This window comes from Microbacterium sp. p3-SID336, from assembly GCF_025143365.1.
Lineage (GTDB): Bacteria > Actinomycetota > Actinomycetes > Actinomycetales > Microbacteriaceae > Microbacterium.
Genome location: NZ_JALXPE010000006.1, coordinates 70,408 through 92,218 on the forward strand (window position 1 = coordinate 70,408; position 21,811 = coordinate 92,218).

The window sequence follows — 21,811 nt, forward strand, 5'->3', positions numbered from 1 at the left end:
GATGGCAGCAGATCTTCAGGGCAAGAGAGTCGCCATCCTCGCCGCCGACGGGGTCGAGCGAGTCGAGCTCGACAAGCCCCGCGAGGCACTGGAGCAGGCTGGTGCACAGACCGAGGTTCTGTCGATCCATGACGGTGAGATTCAGGCCCGGGAGAACGATCTGGATGCAGCAGGCACGTTCACCGTTGACGGGTTGGTCGCGGACGCGTCTGTCGCCCACTATGACGCCCTGCTTCTCCCGGGCGGCACGGTGAACCCCGACCAACTCCGGGTTGACCCAGACGCCGTCTCCTTCGTCCGCGAGTTCGTCGAAAGCGGCAAGCCCGTTGCTGCGATCTGTCACGGGCCGTGGACGCTGATCGAGGCAGGTGTGGTCGCAGGTCGCACCTTGACGTCCTTCCCGAGCATCCGAACGGACCTGCGCAACGCCGGTGCTGACGTCGTCGACCAGGACGTCGTGGTGGACGGGAATCTGATCACCAGCCGCTCGCCCGATGACCTGCCTGCGTTCTGCGACACGATCGTGGCGAAATTTGCGAGTAATTCGACCCAGGAAGAGGTGATGTGATGAGCGTGACGAAGGGACTGCTTGTCAGGTTGGAGGCCCTGCCCGGCAAGGAAGACGAGGTCCAGGAATTCCTCGGCATCGGGCGAGGGCTCGTCGAGGAGGAACCGGCCACCGTTGCGTGGTTCGCGATCCGTCTCGGACCGTCCTCCTTCGGGATCTTCGACGTGTTCCCCGATGACGCCGGCCGCGACGCGCACCTGTCTGGCGCGGTTGCGACCGCTCTCGGCGAGCAGACCGGCACGTTGTTCTCCGAACCGACGATCGAGAAGTTGGACGTCCTGGGCTCCAAACTCCCCGCCTGACACCACAGACCGGGAGTAGTGGCCCAGAAAGGAGGGGTCGCTGCGCGCGGTGACTTCGGGCTTACACAGCCCGCTGACGTCGTGGCAGCGGCCCCTTCTCTTGCGGCCTATCGCTAATCGCCAACAGATCGAGGAACCGCGATGACAGGAACTGACGACGGCGTTTCCACGACGCGTTCCCCGGAGGTAGCAGTGATCGGGGGCGGGATCGTCGGTCTGTCGACTGCGTACGCGCTGCGGGAGCAGGGCGTGCGGGTGCGCTTGTATGAGGCTGGTCTGCCCGGGACGGGTCAGTCCGCAGGCGAGTCGCGGATCTTCCGGCATGCCCACGACGACCCGCGACTCGTCGCTTTCGCGCGCGAAAGCCGCGGCGTATGGGATGAGTGGGCCGAACGCTTCGACGTCGAGCTGGTCTCATCAGATGGTGTCCTGGCGATCGGAGACAGCGCCCTGGCGCGGCTGCGGGTGCTCGACCAGGTCGGCGGCGTGGAAGCGCACGAGATCGACGCGGCCGAGGTCGCCCAGCGGATGCCGCTGCTCGCTGGGTATTCGGGGCCAGCGGTGCTCGACGAGTCGGGCGGCGCGATCCGCACCCGCGCCGCGATCACGGCACTCACGGGTGCCCTGGCAGATGCGGTCACCACCGGTGAGGTCATCTCCATCGATCCCCGCGCCGACGGGACGGTCGAGGTGCGCAGCGTCACCGACCGGGCTGTCTACTCCAAGGTGGTCGTGTGCGCCGGCCGCGAAACCGCCCGCCTGGCACGCAGCGTCGGCCTGTCGCTGCCGGTTCGCCTTGCCGCACACGTCCGGCTGACCTTCGACGTGAAAGCCGCCGCCCCGGCACGAGTCGCGTGCCTGCAGGACAGTAGCGGCGTCTTCGGCGAAGTCGGCGTCTACGCGACGCCGCTACCGGGCAACAGCAACTATTCGGTCGGACTCAGCGACACCGTCGGCGTCCGCGACGACGGAACTTTCATCGACCCGGCGGCGATTCGATCGCTGGACGAACGCGCACGCGAATACGTGACACGGGCGCTGCCCGGTCTCCACCCAGAGCCGCGCGACTTCCTTCACTGCTGGGTGACCGACCTCCCGTGGAGTGAGGACGGCGTGGCCGTGTGGGAGGCAGGCTCTGTCCTTTTTGTGGCCGGTCACAATTTGTTCAAGCAGGCACCTGCGCTGGGTCGCGCTCTTGCCCGGGCTGCGACCGGCGGCGGTCTCCGCGCCGAGCTCACGCCCGAAGCGCGCCTCGGCGAGGCCCAGAGCTAGGGCGTGTCTCCCAATCGGGGGGGTGACCCGCGATTCTGGCCGGCAAACTGTTCAGCGAGCCCACGATCGAAAAGTTGGACGTCCGGGGCTCCAAAATCCCCGCCTGAGACCATGATCTCGTCGAGCGTCGCCGGTACCTCACCCTTGTTGGCATAGTCCACGGGTGAGGTACCGGCGACGGTGCGGCGAGTACCCGTGCGATGGTTCTGCCGTCACGATGGGGTCACGCCTGTGGCTTCCTCCAATGCCGCGGCGAGGTATCTCGCGGAAGCGCCGACGCCCTTGTCCGCGACGTGCTCGGGCGTGCCAGCTGCAACCATGGTCCCGCTGGCGTCGCCCGCACCGGGCCCTAGTGTGACTACGAGGGGCTCGCCTGCTTCGACCGGACCGGCACTTCGAACGGCCCGACCGAGGCGATCAACGGCCGCCTCGAGCACCTCCACGGCTCCGCCCTCGGCTTCCGCAACCTCACCAACTACATCTCCCGATCGCTCCTCGAAACCGGAGGATTCAGACCACTGCTACACCCTCAAATGCGATGAGCCCCATAACCCGCTTCGTCTCCATTCCGCCTTGCGCGCTGCCCGGTCGACAAGTCTCGCCGTCGGGCGCTGCCCTTGGGTTCCGATACGCTTCCCGCATGACGAGTGGGCAGATGGAACGGCGCACGAGTTGGCGAACGATTCGCACGGAGTCGGGTTCGGCTGTGTTCTTGGTCGTCGTCGCAGCGGTCGCCTTGCTCTGGGCGAACTCGCCACTCTCCGAGGCCTATTTCGGGCTGTGGGATGTCGAGATCGGGTTCGATGTCGGAGGGTTCGGACTGCACATGAACCTGCACCACTGGATCAACGACGGCCTCATGGTGGTCTTCTTCTTCGTCGTTGGCCTCGAGGTGCGACAGGAGTTCGCGCATGGGTCGCTCCGAGACGCCAGCCGCGCGCGTCTCGCGTTGATCGCTGGCGTCGCTGGCGTGGCACTGCCCGCAGTTTTCTACATCCTGATCGTGGCCGCCGCGGGCGGCGACGGGCTCGGTGGATGGGGCGCGGTGGTCGGTACCGACACCGCGTTCCTGTTGGGTGCCCTCGCGCTCGTCGGCCCGAAACTCTCCGGCCAGTTGCGGGTGTTCCTACTCACCCTTACCGTCGTCGATGACTTCCTCGCCGTCTCCATCATCGGCATTGTCTACAGCGACGAGATCCGGCTCGTTCCGCTGCTGATCGCAGTTGCCTGCCTCGCCGGGTTGTGGCTTCTGGGTCGTTCGCGGCAATGGAGCGCCACACCGTACGTGCTGATTGTCGTTGTGCTCTGGTTCGCGACCGTTGATTCCGGAGTCCACGCCTCCCTCGCGGGCATGGTCGCAGGACTCCTTATCCCCGCCTACCCGACGCGTCGGCAAAAGGTGGTCGAGGCTCGTCAGCTGTTCCGCGACTTCTGGCAGTCGCCGAGCGCGGCATCGGCCCGCGCAGTCGACCGAGGCTTGGCGCGAGGTATCTCGGTGAACGAACGCATGCACGAGGTTTTGCGCATGCCGACCGCGCTCGTCATCGTCCCGATCTTCGCGCTCGCGAACGCTGGCGTCGACCTGCGCGGCGGCGTGCTCGTCGATTCCTTCCAGTCCTCCGTGACGTGGGGAGTCATCGTGGGGCTCGTGCTCGGCAAACTTCTCGGCATCGGTCTCGCCACCTTCGTCGCTGTGAAGCTTGGAGCCGGTCGGCTACCCGAGGGTGTCGGGATGGGCAGCGTGTTTGGCGGCGCGGCGCTTTCGGGGATCGGGTTCACCGTCTCGCTCCTGGTGATCGGCCTCGCGTTCGGCTCGACGTCCGACCTGGGTCGGCAAGCGACCGTCGGCGTGTTGGTCGCGATGGTGCTCGCTACCGCACTTGGTTGGCTGATTTTCCGGGTTGCTGCGAAACGCTGGGGAGAGGAGACGGCAGATCTGCCGATGGTGCTCACACCACCCGTGGATCCTGAAGTCGACCACATCCGCGGACCAGAGGACGCCCAGCTCACGCTCGTCGAGTACATCGACTTCGAATGCCCCTATTGCGCGCACGCAACGGGTTCCTGGGAGGACCTTCGCAGCCGGTTCGGGGACGATCTCCGGTATGTCGTTCGCCAGCTGCCACATCACCCTCACGGCCCCATAGCCGCACGAGCGTCGGAGGCGGCATCGAATCAGGGGATGTTCTGGCCGTGGCTGGACTTCGTCTTCACGCGGCAAGATGCGCTCGAGCGCGAAGATCTGATCCGCTACGCCGAAGAGCTGGGCCTGGATGTCGCCCAGTTCACGGCTGACCTCGACAGTGCCGCCGTACGTGCCCGTGTGGAGCGGGATCTCGAAAGCGCCGATGCAAGCGGGGCGCACGCCACCCCGACGTTCTTCGTAGACGGCCGACGGTTGCTGGGTAGCTACGACGCTCGAACGCTCACCTCGGCCCTCGAAGCCAGCCGCCGAGGCACACGAACCCAGGAAGTGCGCTCCTGAGTCGTCAGGCGTCGCGGGGCGCGTCGGTACACCTGCCGGAGCGAACAAGAAAACCCGATGGCAGGGCGCTCGTCGCCCTCGACAGCGCTGGCGCGGGAATGTACCTCCCCGTTGCGGCACTCTTCCTCATCCAAGTTCGCGGATTCTCGGTTGCGGATGCGGGCCTCGCATTGGGCGTCGGGGCAGGCGTCGGTCTGCTGTTCCCCGTCCTCGCCGGGACGCTGGTCGACCGAGTTGGCCCTCGCAGGGTGATCGGCACCGGACAGTTGCTCCGAGCCATCGCGATGCTCGTCTACCTACTCGTACCCGGTTGGCCCGGGGCGATTGCCGGGAGCGCGATCTGCGCCGCCGGGATGCAGCTGCACTACGGATCGCTATACGCCTTCCTGACAGCATTGCGTCCCAGCGACGGGTTTCACGATGCGCAGTTCGCTCGCGTTGAGATGGTGCGTTCGGCTGGCTACGGTGCTGGCGCGCTCCTCGGTGCCGTGCTGCTGGCCTGGGACCCCGCCATGTTGCCTTGGCTGCTGGCGGTCAAACTCGTCACGTCGACGATGGCAGCCATACTTGTGTTCACGATGCGGATGCCGCCGCACACGTCATCTCGCTCGGTGAAGGCTACGTCCGCCGCACCAGGAGTGCTACGGAACCGCCCGTTTCTCGGGCTCATCCTTCTGGGCTTTCTCATCACCCTGGTGATGGAGTTCTTCCCGGTTGCCTTTCCGGTGATCGCTGTCGAACAACTCGGCGCGCCGGCATGGTTGCCGAGCCTCGCAAACGCCGGCCTGGCCATGCTGTCGAGCACCCTCACAGGAGTCGCGGTGGCGCTGACGAGCTCACGTTCTCGGGCATTCGCTGTGCGGCTCGGAGCAGTGCTGCTCTTGGCGTGGATCGCCTCAATGGTGGCCGTCTACGCGGTTCCTTCAGCGTGGCTTGCGGTAGCCCTGTTCGGATCGGCGCTGATCTTCGGAGTCGGCACGGTCGTGCTCGGCACGAGGATGAACGCGGCCGCGAGTGAGGCCGCCCCACCGGAACAGGCTGGACGCTACCTCGCTGCGTTCCAGTACTCATTCAGCGTCGCCAGCCTCACCGCGCCTCTTCTGATGTCGGCTTTCGCGTTGTCGGGTTGGTTGCCGTGGGTGCTACTCGTATTGGGGCCTGCGGGGGCGCTCGTACTGCTTCCGTGGCTACGTCGCGCGCTGCCGCCCCGTGTGCTCGCTCTCGCTCCCGACGAGACTGAAGCCGGAGCCTAACCCGTCCGCATCCGACGGGTGAGGACGACGCCACCACCTGTTACAACAGATGCACGATCCCTGTGTCACCCCAGGCGGACGCGAGATACTCCGCGGCGAGACGCCGATGACAACGATCAGGAGAGGCCTCTGAGCAAAGGAGCACTGCCTCGTTGAAGTCAGCAGGACTCAGCACCGCTTCGACCTGGCGACCTTCCAAGAGGCGCACGTACTCAGCGGCGTATTGCTCCCGCGACACAGCCCCGTGCTGGTAGTCACGTAGCGCTTGCTCTGTCGGGGTGAGGAGCAACTCCTGCCGATAATGCATGTCGCAAATCTCACTGAGGAAGAACTCGAGGTCGTCTCGCTTCGCGAATCCTGCGAGCTGCGAACGGTTCCGCAGCCGTATGTCAACAAGAGCCGTCGCGCCGCTGTCGGAGAGCAGACCGAAGAACTCGCGCGTCTTCTTCTTCGTGAACCCGATGGTAAACAGCCGCATCATCTTGCCTCCCACGGTCGATGAACCTGCTTACCACGAGACCCGCTTGGTACAGTTCTGAAATGGATCACCTTTCCTCAGTGTCCACCCACGTCCAGCCCGATGTCCGGGTGCGTGGTGCCCGCGAACACAACCTCAAGGACGTCGATCTCACGGTTCCGCGTGACGCGATGGTTGTGTTCACGGGCGTGTCCGGATCCGGGAAGTCCTCCTTGGCTTTCGGCACGTTGTACGCGGAGTCGCAGCGGCGCTACTTGGAGTCAGTTGCCCCGTACGCGCGGCGACTGATCGACCAGGCGGGTGTCCCCGACGTCGACTCCATCACCGGGATGCCGCCCGCAGTCGCCTTGCAGCAGCAGCGCGGAGGGCGCAGCGCGCGCTCCTCTGTAGGCAGCATCACCACGCTGTCGAGTGTGGTTCGGATGCTCTATTCGCGAGCAGGTGAATACCCAGATGGTCAGCCGATGCTCTACGCCGAGGACTTCTCCGCGAACACCGTGCAGGGCGCGTGCCCCGAGTGCCACGGCATTGGCAGAGTGTACGCGGTGACCGAGGAGCGGATGGTGCCCGATCCCTCACTCACCATCCGGGAGCGCGCCATCGCATCGTGGCCGACCGCCTGGCACGGCCACCAGTTGCGGGACGTGCTCGTCGCGCTCGGCTACGACGTCGACGTACCGTGGAAGGATCTGCCGAAGAAGGATCGGGACTGGATCCTCTATACCGACGAGACCCCCTTCGTTCCCGTCCACTCTCGACTCACACTCGCCGAGGCGCGCCGGGCAATCCGAGCAGGAATCGAACCGAGCTACTCGGGCACCTTCGTCGGCGCGCGGCGGTACGTGCTCGACACTTTCGCGAACACGAAGAGCGCGTCGATGAAGCGCCGCGTAGCCCAGTTCATGAGCGCGGCGGTCTGCCCGGTGTGCCATGGGAAGCGGCTCAAACCCGAAGCACTGACGGTGACGTTCGAAGGACTCGATATCGCGGACTTCTCAGCCTTGCCACTGCGTGAATTGGCTGAGCTCCTCGAGTCCGTCGTCGCCGAGTCTGACCGCGAGGGCGAGACCTCCGCCGCCGTGGTAGACGTCGCGACTAAACGTGAAGCCGTCGAGCAGCGCGTTGCTGCTGGCGGCTCCGCTCACTCCGCTGCGCCGGATGTCCGTCGCACACCGAATCAGTCTGTCGAGAAGCGCGCCGCGGCAGCCCGCCTGGGCGCAGAATTGCTGGACCGCCTGCGCCCCATCATCGATCTCGGACTCGGTTACCTCTCGCTAGGTCGCACTACGCCGACACTGTCCGGAGGGGAGCTACAACGACTTCGACTCGCCACGCAGCTCACGTCGGAACTGTTCGGTGTTGTCTACGTCCTCGACGAACCGTCAGCCGGTCTCCATCCGCACGACGTCACCGCGCTGCTGGGTATCCTCGACGGGCTGAAGCAGCGCGGCAACAGCCTCTTCGTCGTGGAGCATTCCGTCGACGTCATGCGGCACGCGGACTGGCTGGTTGACATCGGCCCCGGAGCCGGGGAACGCGGCGGGCGCGTGATCTACAGCGGACCCACGGACGGGCTCGCGGAGGTCGACGAGTCGGTGACGCGCGGATACATCTTCGGGGGCAGCGGCCTTCCACCGCACCAGCCCCGTGCCGCCCACGACTGGTTGCAGCTGGAGCACGTCACCCGCAACAACCTGCGGGACGTATCTGTGGCGCTACCGCTCGGAACGCTCACTGCTGTCACTGGCGTGTCAGGGTCGGGGAAGTCCAGCCTTGTCAGTCAAGTCCTGCCTGCCCTCATCGGCGCCAGGCAAGGAGACGCCCCTCGCGTCGAGGAGGAAAGCGCTGAGGCCGACGCCCTGCTCCTCACTGACGAGTCCGATGAACTCGGAGGGTCGGTCGAGGGCGATCTCACGACCGTCCGGCGTGTGGTGAGCATCGACCAGAAACCCATCGGCCGCACGCCCCGCTCCAACGTCGCGACCTACACAGGACTCTTCGATCATGTGCGGCGCCGGTTCGCCGAGACGCCGGAAGCTCGGACACGCGGATACAAGCCCGGTCGGTTCTCCTTCAATGTCGCAGGCGGCCGTTGCCCGACCTGTGAGGGTGAAGGCTCCGTGATGGTCGAGCTGCTCTTCCTGCCCTCGGTCTACACCGTGTGTCCCGACTGCCATGGCACCCGCTATCAATCGAGCACCCTGGAGATCACCTGGCGAGGGCGCAACATCGCGGAAATCCTCGCGATGAGCGTCGAAGAGGCCCACGACTTCTTCGCCGGCGAGTACGACGTGATGCGCTCACTCACCTCGCTGGTCGATGTCGGGCTCGGGTACCTGCGCTTGGGACAGCCGGCCACAGAGCTCTCCGGTGGGGAGGCGCAGCGTGTGAAGCTGGCCACCGAACTGCAACGAGCGCAGCGCGGCGACACTCTGTACGTGCTCGATGAGCCGACCTCCGGATTGCACTGTGCCGACGCAGACCGTCTAGTTACCCACCTTCAGACTCTCGTCGATGCGGGCAACACGGTCGTGATGGTGGAACTCGACATGCGAGTGGTCGGCGCCGCCGACTACGTCATCGATCTCGGGCCGGGAGCCGGTGACAACGGCGGCACAGTGGTCGCGTCCGGAACGCCAGCAGAGGTCGCCGCGTCGAGAAACAGCGCTTCAGCACCGTATCTCGCCGCCGCCCTCGCCGAGGCCGCGACGCTGACGTCAGGGGCATAACCGGCTCTTCGCAGATGAGGGTGTAGACGTCGAGGGTGCGTCGTTGGCCGGGTAAGGTGAATCGCTCTGGGTTTCGTTCCGTTCCGTTCTTCAAGCAAGGATGGAATTGATGAATCAGAAGTACTCGCCCGAGATGCGGGAGAAGGCGTTGCGGATGCTGGACGAGGCGAAGCCCTCGCATCCGAATCTCATGACCGCGGTGCGTCATGTCGCTGGGCTTCTTGGTATGAGCGCGGAGACGTTGCGGGTGTGGCATCGCCGTCGCGAAGTCGACGGCGGGCAGCGTCCCGGTGTGCCCACCGATGTTGCCGAGGAGAACAAGCGCCTGCGGCGTGAGAACGCTGAGCTGCGCAAGGCGAACGAAGTCCTCAAAGCCGCGAGCGTGTTTTTCGCGAAGGAACTCGACCGCTCCTGACGGGTCTGCCCCGCGCACACCGCTTCCGCTGTCCCGATAGCCGGTCGTCCACCGGCACAGGTGCGGACCATCCGGGTGAACGACCAGAACCCAGCAACTACCTAAGCCTTCGATTCCCGTAAGACTGTCCCGCAAAAATGCCCGGTGAAGGTGCCCTAAACGCTACAGTCGTCGCATGCTTGTCGGATACGCCCGCGTCTCAACCTCTGGGCAGGACCTCGCCGCGCAGCGGGACGGCCTCCACTCGCTCGGCGTCGATCCCGAGAACGTGCACGTCGACCACGGCATGACCGGAACGAACCGTGAACGCCCGGGGCTCCGCGAAGCGCTTGCCGCGGTCCGCAAAGGTGACGTCCTGGTCGTCACCAAGCTCGATCGCCTCGCAAGATCACTCCCCGACGCTCGTGATATCGCCGACGAGCTGACGCGCAAGGGCGTGACGTTGAACCTCGGAGGTTCCGTCTACGACCCAACCGATCCCGTTGGGCGACTGCTGTTCAACGTCCTCGGGATGGTCGCGGAGTTCGAAGCCGACCTCATCCGTGCCCGCACGCGCGAGGGGATGGCGATCGCTAAGGCCGCGGGCAAGCTCCGCGGAAAGAAGCCCAAGCTCTCCGTCTCACAGGAGAAGCACCTGGTCGCGCTGCACCGTGCCGGCACGCACACCACGAGCGAAATCGCCGAGCTCTTCGGTGTCGCCCGCTCAACCGTGTACCGAGCGATCCAGCGCGGCGGAGCGAACCCACCCGCCGCCTGACGACACCGAGCGAAGCGAGAAGGACGACACCGAGCGAAGCTGCTCACAGGTCGTCGACTCCGAGCTCACTTCCGCGCTGGGGCTCCTCGACGCGATGAGCCCTGAGACGCCAGCGGTTAAGATCGGACGCTGTATCGAGTATCTGGGTCAGAGCTGCTCGCTGGGCTGCGGTGAGGACCATGGTGGGCACGTTAGCAACGAGGATGTGCACCCACCGAAAACGATCGTTTACGGTGGAGTTGGCTCGGTAGCCGGGGGCAACTTTCGATAATCTCAACCGGAACCGCATCCGCGGAGAGCATCAGCCAACTGTCGCAGCGTAACTATGTCGTCGGGGCTGGGCTAGCTCGCTGTGCTCGCGCCGGTGGGCCGTAGTACCTGCGGGGTTTGGTCTTGCGCCGGTCGAGCACCGTGACCGTCGCGGCGGCCCGCCCTGGCGGCTGATTGGCGCGGCGGCGCAGCTGCTGGCGGGCGTGGTCCCGGTTCCAGCCGGTGACTCCGACAACGGTGTCCAGGATCGCGCCCTTCTGCTTCTTCGGCGCCGTCGCATAGGCCTTGGCGTACTTCTTGGTCACTTCGATGCGGGTCATCATCGACACGTCCCTGTCAGCCATACCCCATCGTCGCCGTGCCACCGAAACCACGGAAGATTTCGCGGGGAAAACCATGTGAGGCACGGCCCCTGCTACGCGGGGACTTTATGTGAGTCTCGTCGTTCTCTGGCGGTGAACACGCGCCTGCGCCTAAAGTGGCGTGAGTTGGGACGGATCAGAGCTGGGAGAGGAGGACGCATGAAGGCTTTAACTTGGCAGGCGAAGCGGACGGTGAGTGTGGAGGAGGTCCCGGATCCGGTTATCCAGGAGCCCACGGACGCGATCGTGCGGATCACCTCGTCCGCGATCTGCGGTTCGGATCTGCACTTGTACGAGGTGCTCACCCCGTTCATGGATAAGGGCGACATCATCGGCCACGAGCCGATGGGCATCGTGGAGGAGGTCGGCTCGGCCGTCACCCACATCAAGGCCGGGGACCGGGTGGTGATCCCGTTCAACGTCTCCTGCGGGCACTGCTTCATGTGCACCCAGGGCCTGCAGTCCCAGTGCGAGATCACCCAGGTGCGGGAGTACAACAACAACGCCCAGTTCCTGGGCTACTCCCGTCTCTACGGTTCGGTGCCCGGCGGGCAGGCCGAGTACCTGCGCGTGCCGCACGCGGACTACGGGCCCATCAAGGTCCCGCACGCCGGGCAGGACGAGCGCTACCTGTTCCTCTCCGACGTGCTGCCCACTGCCTGGCAGGCTGTGCAGTACGCCGCGCCCGGGCAGGGCGGGTCCCTGGCGGTGCTCGGTCTGGGCCCGATCGGTCAGATGTCCGCCCGCATTGGCAAGCACTTGGGTTATGAGGTGTTCGCGGTGGACCCGGTCCCGGAGCGCCGGGCCATGGCCGAACGCCACGGCATCGCCACCCTGGACTCCACGGACGGCGTGGTCGAGCAGCTCAAGGACCTCACCGGCGGGCGCGGCCCGCATGCGGTGGTGGACGCGGTCGGGATGGAGGCCCACGGCTCCCCGGTGGCCGGGATGGTCCACCAAGCGGTGGGAGCATTGCCGTCCGCGCTGGGTCGCAAGGCGATGGAAACGGCGGGGGTGGACCGACTCGATGCCCTGTACACCGCGATCGAGGCCGTGCGGCGCGGTGGGACGATCTCGATCAGCGGGGTGTACGGCGGGATGAAGGACCCGCTGCCGTTGATGACGATGTTCGACAAGCAGCTCCAGTTGCGGATGGGTCAGTGCAACGTGCGGCGGTGGACCGAGGAACTGCTGCCGCTGGTCGATGACCCCGCCGACCCGCTGGGCGTGCTGGACCTCACCACGCACACCGCCCCCCTGGACCAGGCGCCGGCGATGTACGAGAAGTTCCAGAAGAAGGAAGACGGCTGCATCAAGGTCGTCCTCAAGCCCTAGCCTCCCAGTACGCGCCGGAGCCCGGTCTCCATCTCGAGACCGGGCACTGGCGTGTCTTGGGCCCGTCCGTGGCCCGCGCCCACACCGGGTGGCCGCGTGGTGCGTTCACCGTTCACGGCCAGCACCGGGGTCGATCGCACACAGCAGCGCAGAGGGGCGCGGGGATTCATCGGGCGAAGTCAGTGGCCGGAATGGTGCTCTGACCGCATCCGCGGAGAGCATCAGCCAACTGTCGCAGCGTAACTATGTCGTCGGGGCTGGGCTAGCTCGCTGTGCTCGCGCCGGTGGGCCGTGCGGTGTCGGCCTCGTCGGGGAGTTGCTCGGAGGGGATGATGACGACGTCTTGTACTTTCCAGTCGAGTTCGGAGGTGCTCTGGGAGATGTCGTTGATCTGTTCGGTGGTGATGCGCTTCTTCTTCGGGATGATGAATGCTTCGACGTGGAAGACCTGCCCTTGATCACGCATTCGTACAGCGGCGTCCTGGATCCATGGTTGTGCGCGTAGGTGCTGCACGATGTCGGCGGCGAGAGGTTCGGGGTGCTTGTCGTCGACGGTTCGCGCGCGCTGATCCATCAAGTCAACGACGGCGCCTTTGGTGTTGCGGACGCCGTCCCAGATGATGCCGAGCGAGATGAATAGTGCGGCGGCGCCGTCGAGCCACCACAGGCCGATGCCGACGCCGAGGACGCCGATGATCGAGGCGGCGTTGGTTTGCCAGTCGGCTTTTGCCATGTCGGCGTCGGCGTAGAGCAGCTTGTTGTGCAGGACCGGGGCGAGCTTCGCCTTGGCCGGCCCGTAGAGGAACACGGGGCCGATGACGATGATGGTCATCACTGCGACCATGAGCCAGCCGAGCCAGATGGTGTGCCCGAACAGGTTCACGGTTCCGATGGTGGGGTGCTCCGCCTTGACGAGCCCGGTGACGGCTTCGAACGCGAGGTTGAGACCGACCGCGAGGAGGGCGACACCGGCGACGAGGTGACCGACACCCATTGCCCGGTGCATGCCATACGGGTGGTTCACGGTGGGTTTGCGGCGGACGAAGATCAGGGCGATGAGGAACGCGATCTGGGGGATGAGGGAGAGCATGTCCTCGATCCACGCTGTCCGCATCGCTTGAGAGTTCCCGACGACGAACGCGACGACCGTGATGGTGATGGCGGTGTACCCGATGGTGAAGTACTCCCACCGCACCGCTTTCTTCAACGCCCGATGCTGCTCGGGTGGTAGATCGGAACGTCCGAACTGGTGATGCTCGCTCACGATCCGACCTCCTCGTCCAAGAACGTTTCCAACTCGCTGAGGAATGCGTTCTCACCGAGCGGGACGAGGAACACGATGCTGCGGCCGTCCGCACCCTCGATCGTCTTGTATCCACGGGTCATACCGGCACAATCCACCCACGGGGACTGGTCTGTGAACCCGCCGACCAGCACATCGAGCTCACCCGCCTCCAGCATCCCGACCAGTGTTTCCTCACTCCCGGTTGTCCAGTCGGGACGAGCGTTGATCGTCTCGGCGAAGTCGCTCACAAGGTCAACGACGGGTCCGGATGGGGTGTCTCCATCGTCCTCGGCCAGGCCGGGGTCCGGAGAGACGCCAACTCGCAGTTCTCCCCCGGTGGCCCCGGCGAGGGTGCCGTCGGGATCGGTCGGGACAGCGAGGCCGCACCCCACGAGGCTGGTTGCGAACACCACGCTGAGGAGGGCTCCGGCAACGCGCCTGAGTGGCGTCCAGGAGAGACGGGGGACGGGCGTTGTCTGCGCCTTCGAGCGAATCACACCCTCGAGCATGCCAACGACGCGGGGCGCACGGACAGGCCGTTGACGAGTCGTCGGTCGCGCGACTAGTTGTTCTTCCCCGGCAGGTTGTGAACGCGGGAGGCGGGCACTGAGCCGCCGATTCCGGTGTGGGGTCGGTGGTGATTGTAGTGATGCAGCCAGGCTGGGTAGGCGGCGACTCGATCATCTTCCGAGGTATAGGTGTCGGCGTAGGCCCATTCGGTTGCGAGGGTGCGGTTGAAGCGCTCGACCTTCCCGTTCGTCTGCGGCCGGTAGGGCCTTGTCCGACGGTGTTTGACGTGGCTGCCGAGGGCGGCCGCCAAGGCGCGGGATCGGTAGCAGGAGCCGTTGTCGGTCATGACCGCGGTGACCTCGATTCCGTGCTCGATGAAGAACGATCGAGCTCGGATCCAGAAGTCGGCAGCGGTCTCTTTGCGTTCGTCGTCGAGGACCTCGGAGTAGGCCAACCGTGAGTGGTCATCGACGGCGTGATGCAGGAACGCGTAACCGAGGCCTCGCCGTCCGTTGTTGCGGCGACCGACGGTGAAGCCGAGTTTGCGCCAGCCGCCGCCGTTGGGGATGCGGCCGAGCTTCTTGATATCGACGTGGACCAGTTCGCCCGGGGAGGCGGCCTCGTAACGGTTCGCGGTCGGCTTGCGCACTCGAAGGCCGGTGCTCTGATCGACGTGCGCGAGCAACGGCATCCTGTAGCGGACGATGACTCGACCGACGCTCGATCGCGGAACACCCAGGTGATAGCTGATGCGGTGAGGGCCCCAACGGCGGGTGAACCGCAGCGCGATGATGCGTCGCTCCAACCGCTGCGGCAGCCGCGACGGGGACCTCAGGGGCCGCGAGCTGCGGTCCGGTGCGAAGCCCGACGAACACGGGCGTGAGGGTGCTGTGTGCCATGACTGTTGCAGCGTACGGCGGACGACGATTGCAGGGATCAATCAGAAGTTGGATCCGAGGAGTCAACCTCCCGCCGATGGCACTCCGCCCCGGCGGCAGCGAGGCCGGTTCCGACGGCAGGAAGCGTCTCTGACGTCGGGAAGGAACCATCGTGTTCGTCGCTTGGCGTGACCTCCGATTCGCTCGTGGCAGGTTCGTGCTCATCGGATCGGTCGTGGCGTTGATCACCCTGCTCGTGGGTTTCCTCGCCGGCCTGACTGGCGGGCTCGCCGCGCAGAACGTGCCGGCCGGACCGGCCTCCGTTTCGGTCGTCTCGGCGACGATAAAGCTTGTGTTGGGTTGAGTGAGGCGATACCGGATGAGACTGCGATTAGCGTCGATCACGCCTCACGCGGAGAGGTCAGTGCCGGACCGTCAGATTGGATCGGATCGAGTTGGAGGGCTCGATACAACTGAGATTCATTCGTGAAGCCAGCGCTCTTGGCCACCCGGGGCATAGTTAGGTCCGGATACCTTCCCATCAAGCGTTTGGCGCGGCGCAAACGGATGTCGCGGAGCTGTTCGGAAAATCGACTGGCGTGTTCAGCAAAGGCGCGGTGAAGTGTCCGAACTGAGACATGCAATTCGGAGGCTATATGCTCGGCGCGGAGTCCTGGGTGTGACGCTAGTCGTTCCAGGAGGTCAAGAGCGCGCATGTACGTGTCCGATTCCTGCCGACGATGTTCACCAAGCGCTGACATGAGTATTGCTGAGGCTAGCTCCGGTACGGCGGGGCTGAATAAGTGCACATTGGGTGTTTCGGAGAGGGTGCGGCCGAAGGAGGTTATGAAGGCCGACCCGGCGGTTTCCGGACCGGTCAGCTGAAATTGATGAGCCGTGTAGTCCGAAGGGTTTGATAACGCTCTCGACTCCATGAGCTGTGCAGCTCGGACTTCGAGGACTACCTGCTCATATGGCTTCTCTGCGCGCAAGACGAACGGCTCGGCACTGTCGTAGATGACTACGGAACCAGGGAGAGCCGTTGCTACTCGCCCGCCCTGCTCTACTGCGATCGACCCGCGAGTCTGGAACAGGAAGTAGAAATAGTGGTCCGTTTCGGTTCCGGTGGCGAGCTGTGTTCGGGAGCGTCGTGCCGTCTCCGCGCCAGCTATCTTGTACGAGATCGAGAAATCTTCAAAGGTCTGAAGGCGAATGCTGCCGTAGAAGTTGGGCGCAAGCGGGTCGGTTTGCACTTTTACATATGCGCGTTCACGTGCTTGGCGCCAGTAGTCGACCACCGCACCGGTCGGGGCGTCCTTTGTTGACCAGGATCGCACGGGGTGACGCGGTGCACGTTCCTGGTTGTCCACGCTGGTCCTCCTCTACTCGATCGTTGCGGTTCACCTCAGCAGAGCGCGGCGGCCGGACTGGTCCGGTCGCCGCGCTCGGTTTGCTTTACGCCGAGATCAGCCCGTGAGGGTCGATGATGTACTTGTTCGCTGAACCCTGGTCGAAGGTCTCGTAGGCGCCGACGGCGTCGTCGAGGCTGATCACCTTCGTGTTCATCATGTCGCTGAGGTACGGCATGCGGTCCCAGAGGATGGACATCATGAGGTCCCTGTTGTAGCTCATGATGGGTGCCTGTCCGGCGGAGACCCGTGGGGACTTGATCCAGACCTTGCCGAAGTCGAGCGGGAACGTTCCTTCCTGCCCTTCCTTGGTGTCGGCGAGCGGGTCGGGCCCGTAGATGCCGATGACGCCCGTTGCGCCGCCGGCGCGGGTTGCGGCAAGGACCTGGTTGATTGCGGCCTGCGGCTGCAGTTCGTGGGCTTCGTGTCCGATGCCGTGGGCTTCGGAGCCGACGTAGTCGACGGCGCAGTCGACCTCGGGGACGCCGAGGATGGCTTCGATCTGGTCGGCGAGGGGGATGTCCTGGCTGAGGTCGATGGTCTCGCAGCCGTTGCGCTTGACGAGGTCGAGTCGTTCCTTGTCGTAGTCGCCCACGATGATGGCGGCGGCGCCGATGAGGCGTGCTGCTGCTGCTGCTGCACGTCCGACGGGTCCGGCGCCGGCGATGTAGACCGTCGAGCCGACCTTCACGCCGGCTTCCATGAGGCCGTGGAACGCGGTGGGGAGGACGTCCGAGAGGAGCGCGAGGTCGCGGATCTTCTCCATCGCTGCGTCGTTGTCGGGGAACTTGAGCAGGTTGAAGTCGGCGTAGGGGACGAAGAGGTATTCGGCCTGGCCGCCCTGGAAGTCGCCGAGGTTGAAGCCGTACGCCCCGCAGTGCACCTGCGGGTTGACGGTCTGGCAGACGTCGGTGCGCCCGTTCTTACAGTTCCGGCAGCGGCCGCATGCGACGTTGAACGGCACGGAGACGAGGTCGCCGGGCTGGATGAACTGCACGTCGGATCCGACCTCGACGACCTGACCGGTCATCTCGTGCCCCATGACCATTCCCTGCGGGACAGGGAACGAACCACGGTAGATGTGCAGGTCGCTGCCGCAGATGTTCGTGGCGACGATGCGCACGATGACGCCGTGAGGTGCCTTCGTCCCGTTCGGCATCTGGAGCTTCGGGAAGTCCAGGCTTTCCAGGGTGAGCTTGGTGGGGCTGTCGAAAACGATTGCCCGGTTGGTTTCTGGCATGTCCTTCTCCTCGCTGATTGGCCCGCTTCTGCTCCTGACGTGGGCGCAGCGGGCTGCACCTCACACTGGCACAGTATCCTCAGCTCGGTCCGGCGTTTTGCGTCATGACTCGGGCGTTTTGCGCCAGGTTCGCGCCGACCGCTCGAAGGCGGGTGGATCAGCTGCGCCGGTCAGTACGATCTGGTCATGACTTCGTCTGATTCTTCACCCGCCGCCGACGCGCAGGTTCGGGATCCTCGTCGGGGAGGTCGCAGATTTCGATCAAGGAAAAGCGAGCGGCCAAGCGCGAAAAGCGCGAACCCGACGTCTTCCTCAAGCCGCGCAAGGGAGCGAGCCGCTGATCGACTGACCGGCGGACCCCTTGGGTGCGAGGAGTTCCCCGGTCGCAACCGACCGCTCGCAACCGTTCAGGAGCAGGATGCAACCCTCGACAGTGTTCACCATCGGTCACTCCACACACCCGATCGAGGAGTTCATAACGCTGCTCGAAAACAACGGCGTGCAACAACTCATCGATGTCCGAACGGTTCCCGGCTCCCGACATAACCCGCAATTCGGCGCGCAGGCGCTCGAACAGAGCTTGACGGACGCAGGCCTGCAGTACGCGCGGATGGAAGAACTCGGCGGTCTCCGCCACACCCCAGTGAATGTGGAGAGCATCAACGGCGCCTGGCGCAACAAAAGCTTCCGCAGCTACGCCGACTACATGCAAACCGAGCCCTTCGCGCGCGGAATAGAACGCCTGATCGATCGAGCAAAAGAGAAGACTGTGGCGATCATGTGCGCGGAAGCGGTCCCGTGGCGCTGCCACCGGTCTCTCATCGCGGATGCGCTGCTCGTTCGCCACATTTCTGTGAAGGACATCATGAGCGCCACCTCCACCAAACCCCACACACTCACGTCGTTCGCGTCGGTGGACGGGAAGCGGGTCTGGTACCCGCCCACTAACCTGGAAGGGCAACCGTAGGCATAGCGAGCCTCTCGCCGATGTGACCGAGTTGTTATTCCGAGAATGGATGTCGTCCACCATGGGCACACTGCACTACGGCGGGTCGGAAGCGCCGATCCACATCGAGGAACGTGCCCTCGCACACCTCAAAGTGATCGTCGCCACCAAGCTCCGCCGCAACGAGTCCTTCACCCTGTCCTGGCGTCATCCGGAAGGGGACCCTGAAGGGCGCAGCACCATCTGGTTACACCCATCGATCCCACTGCAATTCACCTTCGATGAGCTCGAACCCCCGCAACTCAACCTGCAATGGATCCACGCGCTGATGGAGTCAGCCAACAGCTCCGGAGGCATCACGTTCCTCGAGGGAGTCCTGGAAACACCCACAGGATGACCCCCACTCGAGTGGGAACGACACTACGTGGTCCAGCCTTGAGTATTGCGAGTCGAAAACTCTCGAGCCGAGGGAGCAGCCCTCTCGAAACGATGAGTTCCCCAGAACCGAGGCTCCGAGAGGGCTCGTCACAGAAACGTGACATCGCCTCGTTGCGTGTGGCGTAGCGCCCCAGACGCTCCGCAAGTAGCCCCAGCTACTAACCAAACGTTACCATCCATGTCCCCCAAAAGGTGGGCATGGCGGCTTAACTGCAGCGGCGCGGCGTTTGCTACAGGCAACTTACCGCAGTGACTCGCCCCGGTGTGTCCGGAGACAGGATTCCTTGGAAGGATCTGTCTTATGGGACGTCCCAGTAAGTATCCGCGCGAGCTTCGTGAGCGCGCTGTCCGTATGGTCGCCGAGGTGCGATCCGATTATCCGAGCGAGTATGCCGCGATGACTGCGGTCGCGCAGATGCTCGTGATCGGGTCGCCGGAAACGATCCGCACCTGGATCCGCCGGGAGCAGGTCGACGCGGGCGACCGGCCCGGTGTGACGACTGACGCGACAGTGGAGATCAAGCGCCTCAAGCGGGAGAACGCCGAGTTGCGGCGGGCGAACGAGATATTGAAGGCGGCTTCGGCTTTCTTCGCGGCCGAACTCGACCGGCCACACAAGCGATAGTCGACTTCATCGACGAACACAAGGACCGCTGTCCAAGCAGCGGATGCAGGAATTGGCGCGATCATTCGCGATCGAATCAAGACGATTGGCCCGGCAGCGACTGCCCTCGCGAACCTTGCAGCTCTTCTCTGGCTTCTGCTGCTGTAGCGACCGCGCCGACCCCAAGATCCGTGCACCGAAGTCAGCTCGACGTAGGGAATCCCCTACATATCTGGGGTGACGAGTGAGGTCAGCAACCCGCTCACAAGTCCGGGCAGATATCGCCCTCCTGCCGTGAAGCGGGGTTAACGTGGGCGTATGCCGGTCTCATCCGCAGTCACACGCAGCGGGTCACTTGAGCCGACGGGAAGAGATGCGTTATGTCGAAGGAACTGAGCAAGAAACGCTCACGGTCAGCAGCTGGCCGCCTGAGCCGTGAACTCATCGTCGAGACGGCGTTGGAACAGATTGACCGTTCGGGCGCCCAGGGGTTGTCGATGCGCTCCCTCGCCCAAGAGTTGGGTGTCGAGGCAATGTCCCTATACCGATACGTGCATGGGCGAGAGGATCTCCTGGAGGGTGTGATCGCTCTGCTCCTCGGCAGGCTGACCTCAAACCTGGATGACGAGCTAGCCGAGCATTGGCAAGGGTTCCTGCAGGATGTTGCCCACAAGGTGCGGCAGATCACGATCGATCATCCTCACGCGTTCCCTCTGGTCGCTACACGGCATCCTGCCGCCCCGTGGCTGCGTCCCCCGTTGCGCAGCGTCGAAGTCGTGAACATGTTCCTAAGCACGCTTCTGGGCCACGGGTTTAGCGACGCTCAAGCAGTCGACGCATACCGCGCTTTCAGCAGCTTTCTCCTCGGCCAGCTCCTCCTGGAGTCCGCGGTGCGTGGGGCCGAAACCGGTCCTGTGGAAGAGCCCCTGGATGAAGGGGACGCGGACATCCCCGAGCGCGACGGCCAGGTCGGTTTGCACGATGCACCGGAGGTGCGGAGGTTGCGGTCCTTGCTCAGCGAGGACCGCTCCGATGAGGAATTCGAGGTGTCGCTCGAGGTTCTTCTCGACCGCCTCAACCGAGACGTGACCCAATAGCCCTGCGGCTCCACGAGTGCGGTCGCATCTTCCGCCTCCGCCTCCGCGCCGCGGGTCCGGTGATGGGTTACTGTTTTCCGGGCTCGCCCTGATCCGTGTCGTGGGCGTCCGCGTCGTTCGCGTCCGCTTGTTCGCGGAGCTGGCGGCCCTGCTCAATGTCCTTCTGTTCCTTCTCGGCGGCCTTGTCGCTCTTGCGGGTGTCGCGGGGAGGGAGCTGGATGTCCTCCTCCGCGGCGATTCCGGCCTGCAGCTGGCGTCCGCGCTCGAGCTCGGCGTCGAATTCCGCACCAAAGAGCAGGGCGAGGTTTGCGATCCACAGCCAGAGCAGGAAGATGATGATGCCGGCGAGGGAGCCGTAGGTTTTGTCGTAGTTGGAGAAGTTTCCGACGTAGAACCCGAATGCGAGAGTGGCCAGAGCGAGGACGATGATCGCGAGGAGGGCGCCGATGCTGATCCACCGGAACTTGGGCTGCTTCGCGTTCGGGGTGGCGTAGTAGAGGATCGCGACGACCAACACCACGATGAAGGCGAGCAGAGGCCACTTGGCGATGGACCAGATCGTTTGGGGAACGTCGCCGATGCCGAGGGCATCGCCGATCGCTTTGGTGACGTCGCCGGAGACGACGAGGATGATCGCGGCGAGAACGAGCAGCACGATGGTGATGATGGTGACCAGCAGCTGGGCGGGCTTGAGCTTCCAGAACGGCCGGCCCTCTTCGATCTCGTAGATGCGGTTCATCGCACGACTGAACGCTCCGACGTACCCAGACGCGGACCAGATCGCCAGTAGGACGCCGGTGACCAGGGCGAACCCGGCAGCGGGAGACCCTGCGATCTGTTCGATCGGCCCACGGATTGTGTCGACCGTGTCACCGGGAGCGACCTGCTCGATGATGCCCAGCACTGCGTCGCTGGCGGCTTTTCCTTGGCCGACGACACCGAGGAGCGAGAAGATTGCGATGAGGGCAGGGAAGACCGACAGCACGGCGTAGTAGGTCAGGGACGCGGCGATGTCGGTGCAGTGATCGGAAGAGAACTCGCGGATCGTTTTCCGCAACACGTACTTCCAGGATCTTTTGTGCAGATCGTCCGGGGAGTCGGGCTTGCTGGTGGATTCGGGGTCCGGGGCGTTGCGTTCGGTGGAGGGGGCTTTGCTGCTCATCGCGAGTCCTTCATCG

General features: G+C 64.6%; 19 protein-coding genes and 4 pseudogenes. 15 read left to right on the forward strand and 8 right to left on the reverse strand.

What is annotated here, in order from left to right; all coding sequences use genetic code 11:
- Position 1: 1 nt before the first annotated feature.
- From M3C17_RS03040 to M3C17_RS03065, 6 genes and pseudogenes are all read left to right on the forward strand, one after another.
- A complete protein-coding gene (locus M3C17_RS03040; RefSeq protein WP_061018831.1) occupies positions 2 to 568 on the forward strand; it encodes a type 1 glutamine amidotransferase domain-containing protein in 567 nt (188 codons plus the stop codon).
- On the forward strand, positions 568 to 870 hold the full coding sequence (locus M3C17_RS03045; RefSeq protein WP_061018829.1) for a putative quinol monooxygenase: 303 nt from the start codon (positions 568 to 570) through the stop codon (positions 868 to 870). The genes M3C17_RS03040 and M3C17_RS03045 overlap by 1 nt, the downstream gene beginning before the upstream one ends.
- Positions 871 to 1,011: 141 nt before the next feature.
- Positions 1,012 to 2,142, forward strand: coding sequence for an FAD-binding oxidoreductase (locus tag M3C17_RS03050; RefSeq protein WP_197429291.1), 1,131 nt, complete (start codon positions 1,012 to 1,014; stop codon positions 2,140 to 2,142).
- Positions 2,143 to 2,510: 368 nt separating this feature from the next.
- Positions 2,511 to 2,684: pseudogene (locus M3C17_RS03055) on the forward strand (transposase); the annotation flags it as partial.
- Between the two features lie 98 nt (positions 2,685 to 2,782).
- Positions 2,783 to 4,627, forward strand: a complete 1,845-nt coding sequence (gene nhaA / locus M3C17_RS03060) for a Na+/H+ antiporter NhaA (protein ID WP_259976174.1) — start codon at positions 2,783 to 2,785, stop codon at positions 4,625 to 4,627.
- Between the two features lie 32 nt (positions 4,628 to 4,659).
- Complete coding sequence (locus tag M3C17_RS03065; RefSeq protein WP_259976184.1) at positions 4,660 to 5,880, forward strand: MFS transporter; 1,221 nt, start codon at positions 4,660 to 4,662, stop codon at positions 5,878 to 5,880.
- A 40-nt stretch (positions 5,881 to 5,920) separates the two neighbouring features.
- Here M3C17_RS03065 and M3C17_RS03070 read toward each other — a convergent pair whose 3' ends face one another.
- Positions 5,921 to 6,373, reverse strand: a complete 453-nt coding sequence (locus tag M3C17_RS03070; RefSeq protein ID WP_197429290.1) for a DUF488 family protein — start codon at positions 6,371 to 6,373, stop codon at positions 5,921 to 5,923.
- 47 nt (positions 6,374 to 6,420) lie between these two features.
- Between M3C17_RS03070 and M3C17_RS03075 the strand changes: the two genes are divergently transcribed.
- The 3 genes from M3C17_RS03075 (at position 6,421) to M3C17_RS03085 (ending at position 10,259) form a co-directional block, all read left to right on the forward strand.
- Positions 6,421 to 9,087 (forward strand): excinuclease ABC subunit UvrA, encoded by a 2,667-nt coding sequence (locus tag M3C17_RS03075; protein WP_061018819.1) that lies wholly within the window; start codon positions 6,421 to 6,423, stop codon positions 9,085 to 9,087.
- Positions 9,088 to 9,196: 109 nt separating this feature from the next.
- Positions 9,197 to 9,502 carry a transposase gene (locus tag M3C17_RS03080; protein ID WP_036280114.1) on the forward strand — a complete coding sequence of 102 codons (306 nt, stop codon included), beginning with the start codon at positions 9,197 to 9,199 and terminating at the stop codon, positions 9,500 to 9,502.
- A gap of 175 nt (positions 9,503 to 9,677) precedes the next feature.
- Complete coding sequence (locus M3C17_RS03085; protein WP_036280117.1) at positions 9,678 to 10,259, forward strand: recombinase family protein; 582 nt, start codon at positions 9,678 to 9,680, stop codon at positions 10,257 to 10,259.
- A gap of 323 nt (positions 10,260 to 10,582) precedes the next feature.
- On the opposite strand, the gene M3C17_RS03090 is transcribed toward M3C17_RS03085, so the two are convergent.
- Positions 10,583 to 10,873, reverse strand: a complete 291-nt coding sequence (locus M3C17_RS03090; protein WP_259976175.1) for a hypothetical protein — start codon at positions 10,871 to 10,873, stop codon at positions 10,583 to 10,585.
- Positions 10,874 to 11,050: 177 nt separating this feature from the next.
- Here M3C17_RS03090 and M3C17_RS03095 point away from each other — a divergent pair, with 177 nt between their 5' ends.
- Entirely contained in the window at positions 11,051 to 12,226 is a 1,176-nt protein-coding gene (locus M3C17_RS03095) for a zinc-dependent alcohol dehydrogenase (RefSeq protein WP_259976176.1), read from the forward strand.
- A gap of 262 nt (positions 12,227 to 12,488) precedes the next feature.
- Here M3C17_RS03095 and M3C17_RS03100 read toward each other — a convergent pair whose 3' ends face one another.
- From M3C17_RS03100 to M3C17_RS03110, 3 genes and pseudogenes are all read right to left on the reverse strand, one after another.
- A complete protein-coding gene (locus tag M3C17_RS03100; protein WP_259976177.1) occupies positions 12,489 to 13,490 on the reverse strand; it encodes a cation diffusion facilitator family transporter in 1,002 nt (333 codons plus the stop codon).
- On the reverse strand, positions 13,487 to 14,020 hold the full coding sequence (locus M3C17_RS03105; protein WP_259976178.1) for a hypothetical protein: 534 nt from the start codon (positions 14,018 to 14,020) through the stop codon (positions 13,487 to 13,489). Before M3C17_RS03105 ends, M3C17_RS03100 begins: the two co-directional genes overlap by 4 nt.
- A gap of 53 nt (positions 14,021 to 14,073) precedes the next feature.
- Positions 14,074 to 14,874 (reverse strand): annotated as a pseudogene (locus M3C17_RS03110) (IS481 family transposase); the annotation flags it as partial.
- Positions 14,875 to 15,071: 197 nt separating this feature from the next.
- Here M3C17_RS03110 and M3C17_RS03115 point away from each other — a divergent pair.
- A pseudogene (locus tag M3C17_RS03115) lies at positions 15,072 to 15,209 on the forward strand (ABC transporter permease); the annotation flags it as partial.
- Positions 15,210 to 15,300: 91 nt separating this feature from the next.
- Here the strand turns inward: M3C17_RS03115 and M3C17_RS03120 are convergent.
- Positions 15,301 to 16,269, reverse strand: a complete 969-nt coding sequence (locus M3C17_RS03120) for a helix-turn-helix domain-containing protein (protein ID WP_259976179.1) — start codon at positions 16,267 to 16,269, stop codon at positions 15,301 to 15,303.
- 85 nt (positions 16,270 to 16,354) lie between these two features.
- Positions 16,355 to 17,548, reverse strand: a complete 1,194-nt coding sequence (locus M3C17_RS03125; protein ID WP_127011780.1) for an alcohol dehydrogenase catalytic domain-containing protein — start codon at positions 17,546 to 17,548, stop codon at positions 16,355 to 16,357.
- Between the two features lie 433 nt (positions 17,549 to 17,981).
- Between M3C17_RS03125 and M3C17_RS03130 the strand changes: the two genes are divergently transcribed.
- From M3C17_RS03130 to M3C17_RS03145, 4 genes and pseudogenes are all read left to right on the forward strand, one after another.
- Positions 17,982 to 18,515: a DUF488 family protein gene (locus M3C17_RS03130; RefSeq protein ID WP_259976180.1), complete on the forward strand. Its 534-nt coding sequence runs from the start codon at positions 17,982 to 17,984 to the stop codon at positions 18,513 to 18,515.
- 61 nt (positions 18,516 to 18,576) lie between these two features.
- Positions 18,577 to 18,891 carry a hypothetical protein gene (locus M3C17_RS03135; protein WP_259976185.1) on the forward strand — a complete coding sequence of 105 codons (315 nt, stop codon included), beginning with the start codon at positions 18,577 to 18,579 and terminating at the stop codon, positions 18,889 to 18,891.
- A 342-nt stretch (positions 18,892 to 19,233) separates the two neighbouring features.
- Positions 19,234 to 19,583, forward strand: a pseudogene (locus M3C17_RS03140) (IS3 family transposase); the annotation flags it as partial.
- Between the two features lie 333 nt (positions 19,584 to 19,916).
- Positions 19,917 to 20,633, forward strand: coding sequence for a TetR/AcrR family transcriptional regulator C-terminal domain-containing protein (locus M3C17_RS03145; protein WP_259976181.1), 717 nt, complete (start codon positions 19,917 to 19,919; stop codon positions 20,631 to 20,633).
- A 67-nt stretch (positions 20,634 to 20,700) separates the two neighbouring features.
- On the opposite strand, the gene M3C17_RS03150 is transcribed toward M3C17_RS03145, so the two are convergent.
- Entirely contained in the window at positions 20,701 to 21,795 is a 1,095-nt protein-coding gene (locus M3C17_RS03150) for a YihY/virulence factor BrkB family protein (RefSeq protein ID WP_259976186.1), read from the reverse strand.
- Positions 21,796 to 21,811: the final 16 nt, after the last annotated feature.

What these genes read in the sequence shown, in the direction of transcription:
- M3C17_RS03045 (WP_061018829.1), top strand. Translation starts at nt 568, where the DNA reads ATGAGCGTGACGAAGGGACTGCTTGTCAGGTTGGAGGCCCTGCCCGGC.
- M3C17_RS03090 (WP_259976175.1), bottom strand. Translation starts at nt 10,873, where the DNA reads ATGGCTGACAGGGACGTGTCGATGATGACCCGCATCGAAGTGACCAAG.
- M3C17_RS03085 (WP_036280117.1), top strand. Translation starts at nt 9,678, where the DNA reads ATGCTTGTCGGATACGCCCGCGTCTCAACCTCTGGGCAGGACCTCGCC.
- M3C17_RS03080 (WP_036280114.1), top strand. Translation starts at nt 9,197, where the DNA reads ATGAATCAGAAGTACTCGCCCGAGATGCGGGAGAAGGCGTTGCGGATG.
- nhaA (WP_259976174.1), top strand. Translation starts at nt 2,783, where the DNA reads ATGACGAGTGGGCAGATGGAACGGCGCACGAGTTGGCGAACGATTCGC.
- M3C17_RS03135 (WP_259976185.1), top strand. Translation starts at nt 18,577, where the DNA reads ATGGGCACACTGCACTACGGCGGGTCGGAAGCGCCGATCCACATCGAG.
- M3C17_RS03145 (WP_259976181.1), top strand. Translation starts at nt 19,917, where the DNA reads ATGTCGAAGGAACTGAGCAAGAAACGCTCACGGTCAGCAGCTGGCCGC.
- M3C17_RS03105 (WP_259976178.1), bottom strand. Translation starts at nt 14,020, where the DNA reads ATGCTCGAGGGTGTGATTCGCTCGAAGGCGCAGACAACGCCCGTCCCC.
- M3C17_RS03150 (WP_259976186.1), bottom strand. Translation starts at nt 21,795, where the DNA reads ATGAGCAGCAAAGCCCCCTCCACCGAACGCAACGCCCCGGACCCCGAA.
- M3C17_RS03040 (WP_061018831.1), top strand. Translation starts at nt 2, where the DNA reads ATGGCAGCAGATCTTCAGGGCAAGAGAGTCGCCATCCTCGCCGCCGAC.
- M3C17_RS03095 (WP_259976176.1), top strand. Translation starts at nt 11,051, where the DNA reads ATGAAGGCTTTAACTTGGCAGGCGAAGCGGACGGTGAGTGTGGAGGAG.
- M3C17_RS03050 (WP_197429291.1), top strand. Translation starts at nt 1,012, where the DNA reads ATGACAGGAACTGACGACGGCGTTTCCACGACGCGTTCCCCGGAGGTA.
- M3C17_RS03075 (WP_061018819.1), top strand. Translation starts at nt 6,421, where the DNA reads ATGGATCACCTTTCCTCAGTGTCCACCCACGTCCAGCCCGATGTCCGG.
- M3C17_RS03125 (WP_127011780.1), bottom strand. Translation starts at nt 17,548, where the DNA reads ATGCCAGAAACCAACCGGGCAATCGTTTTCGACAGCCCCACCAAGCTC.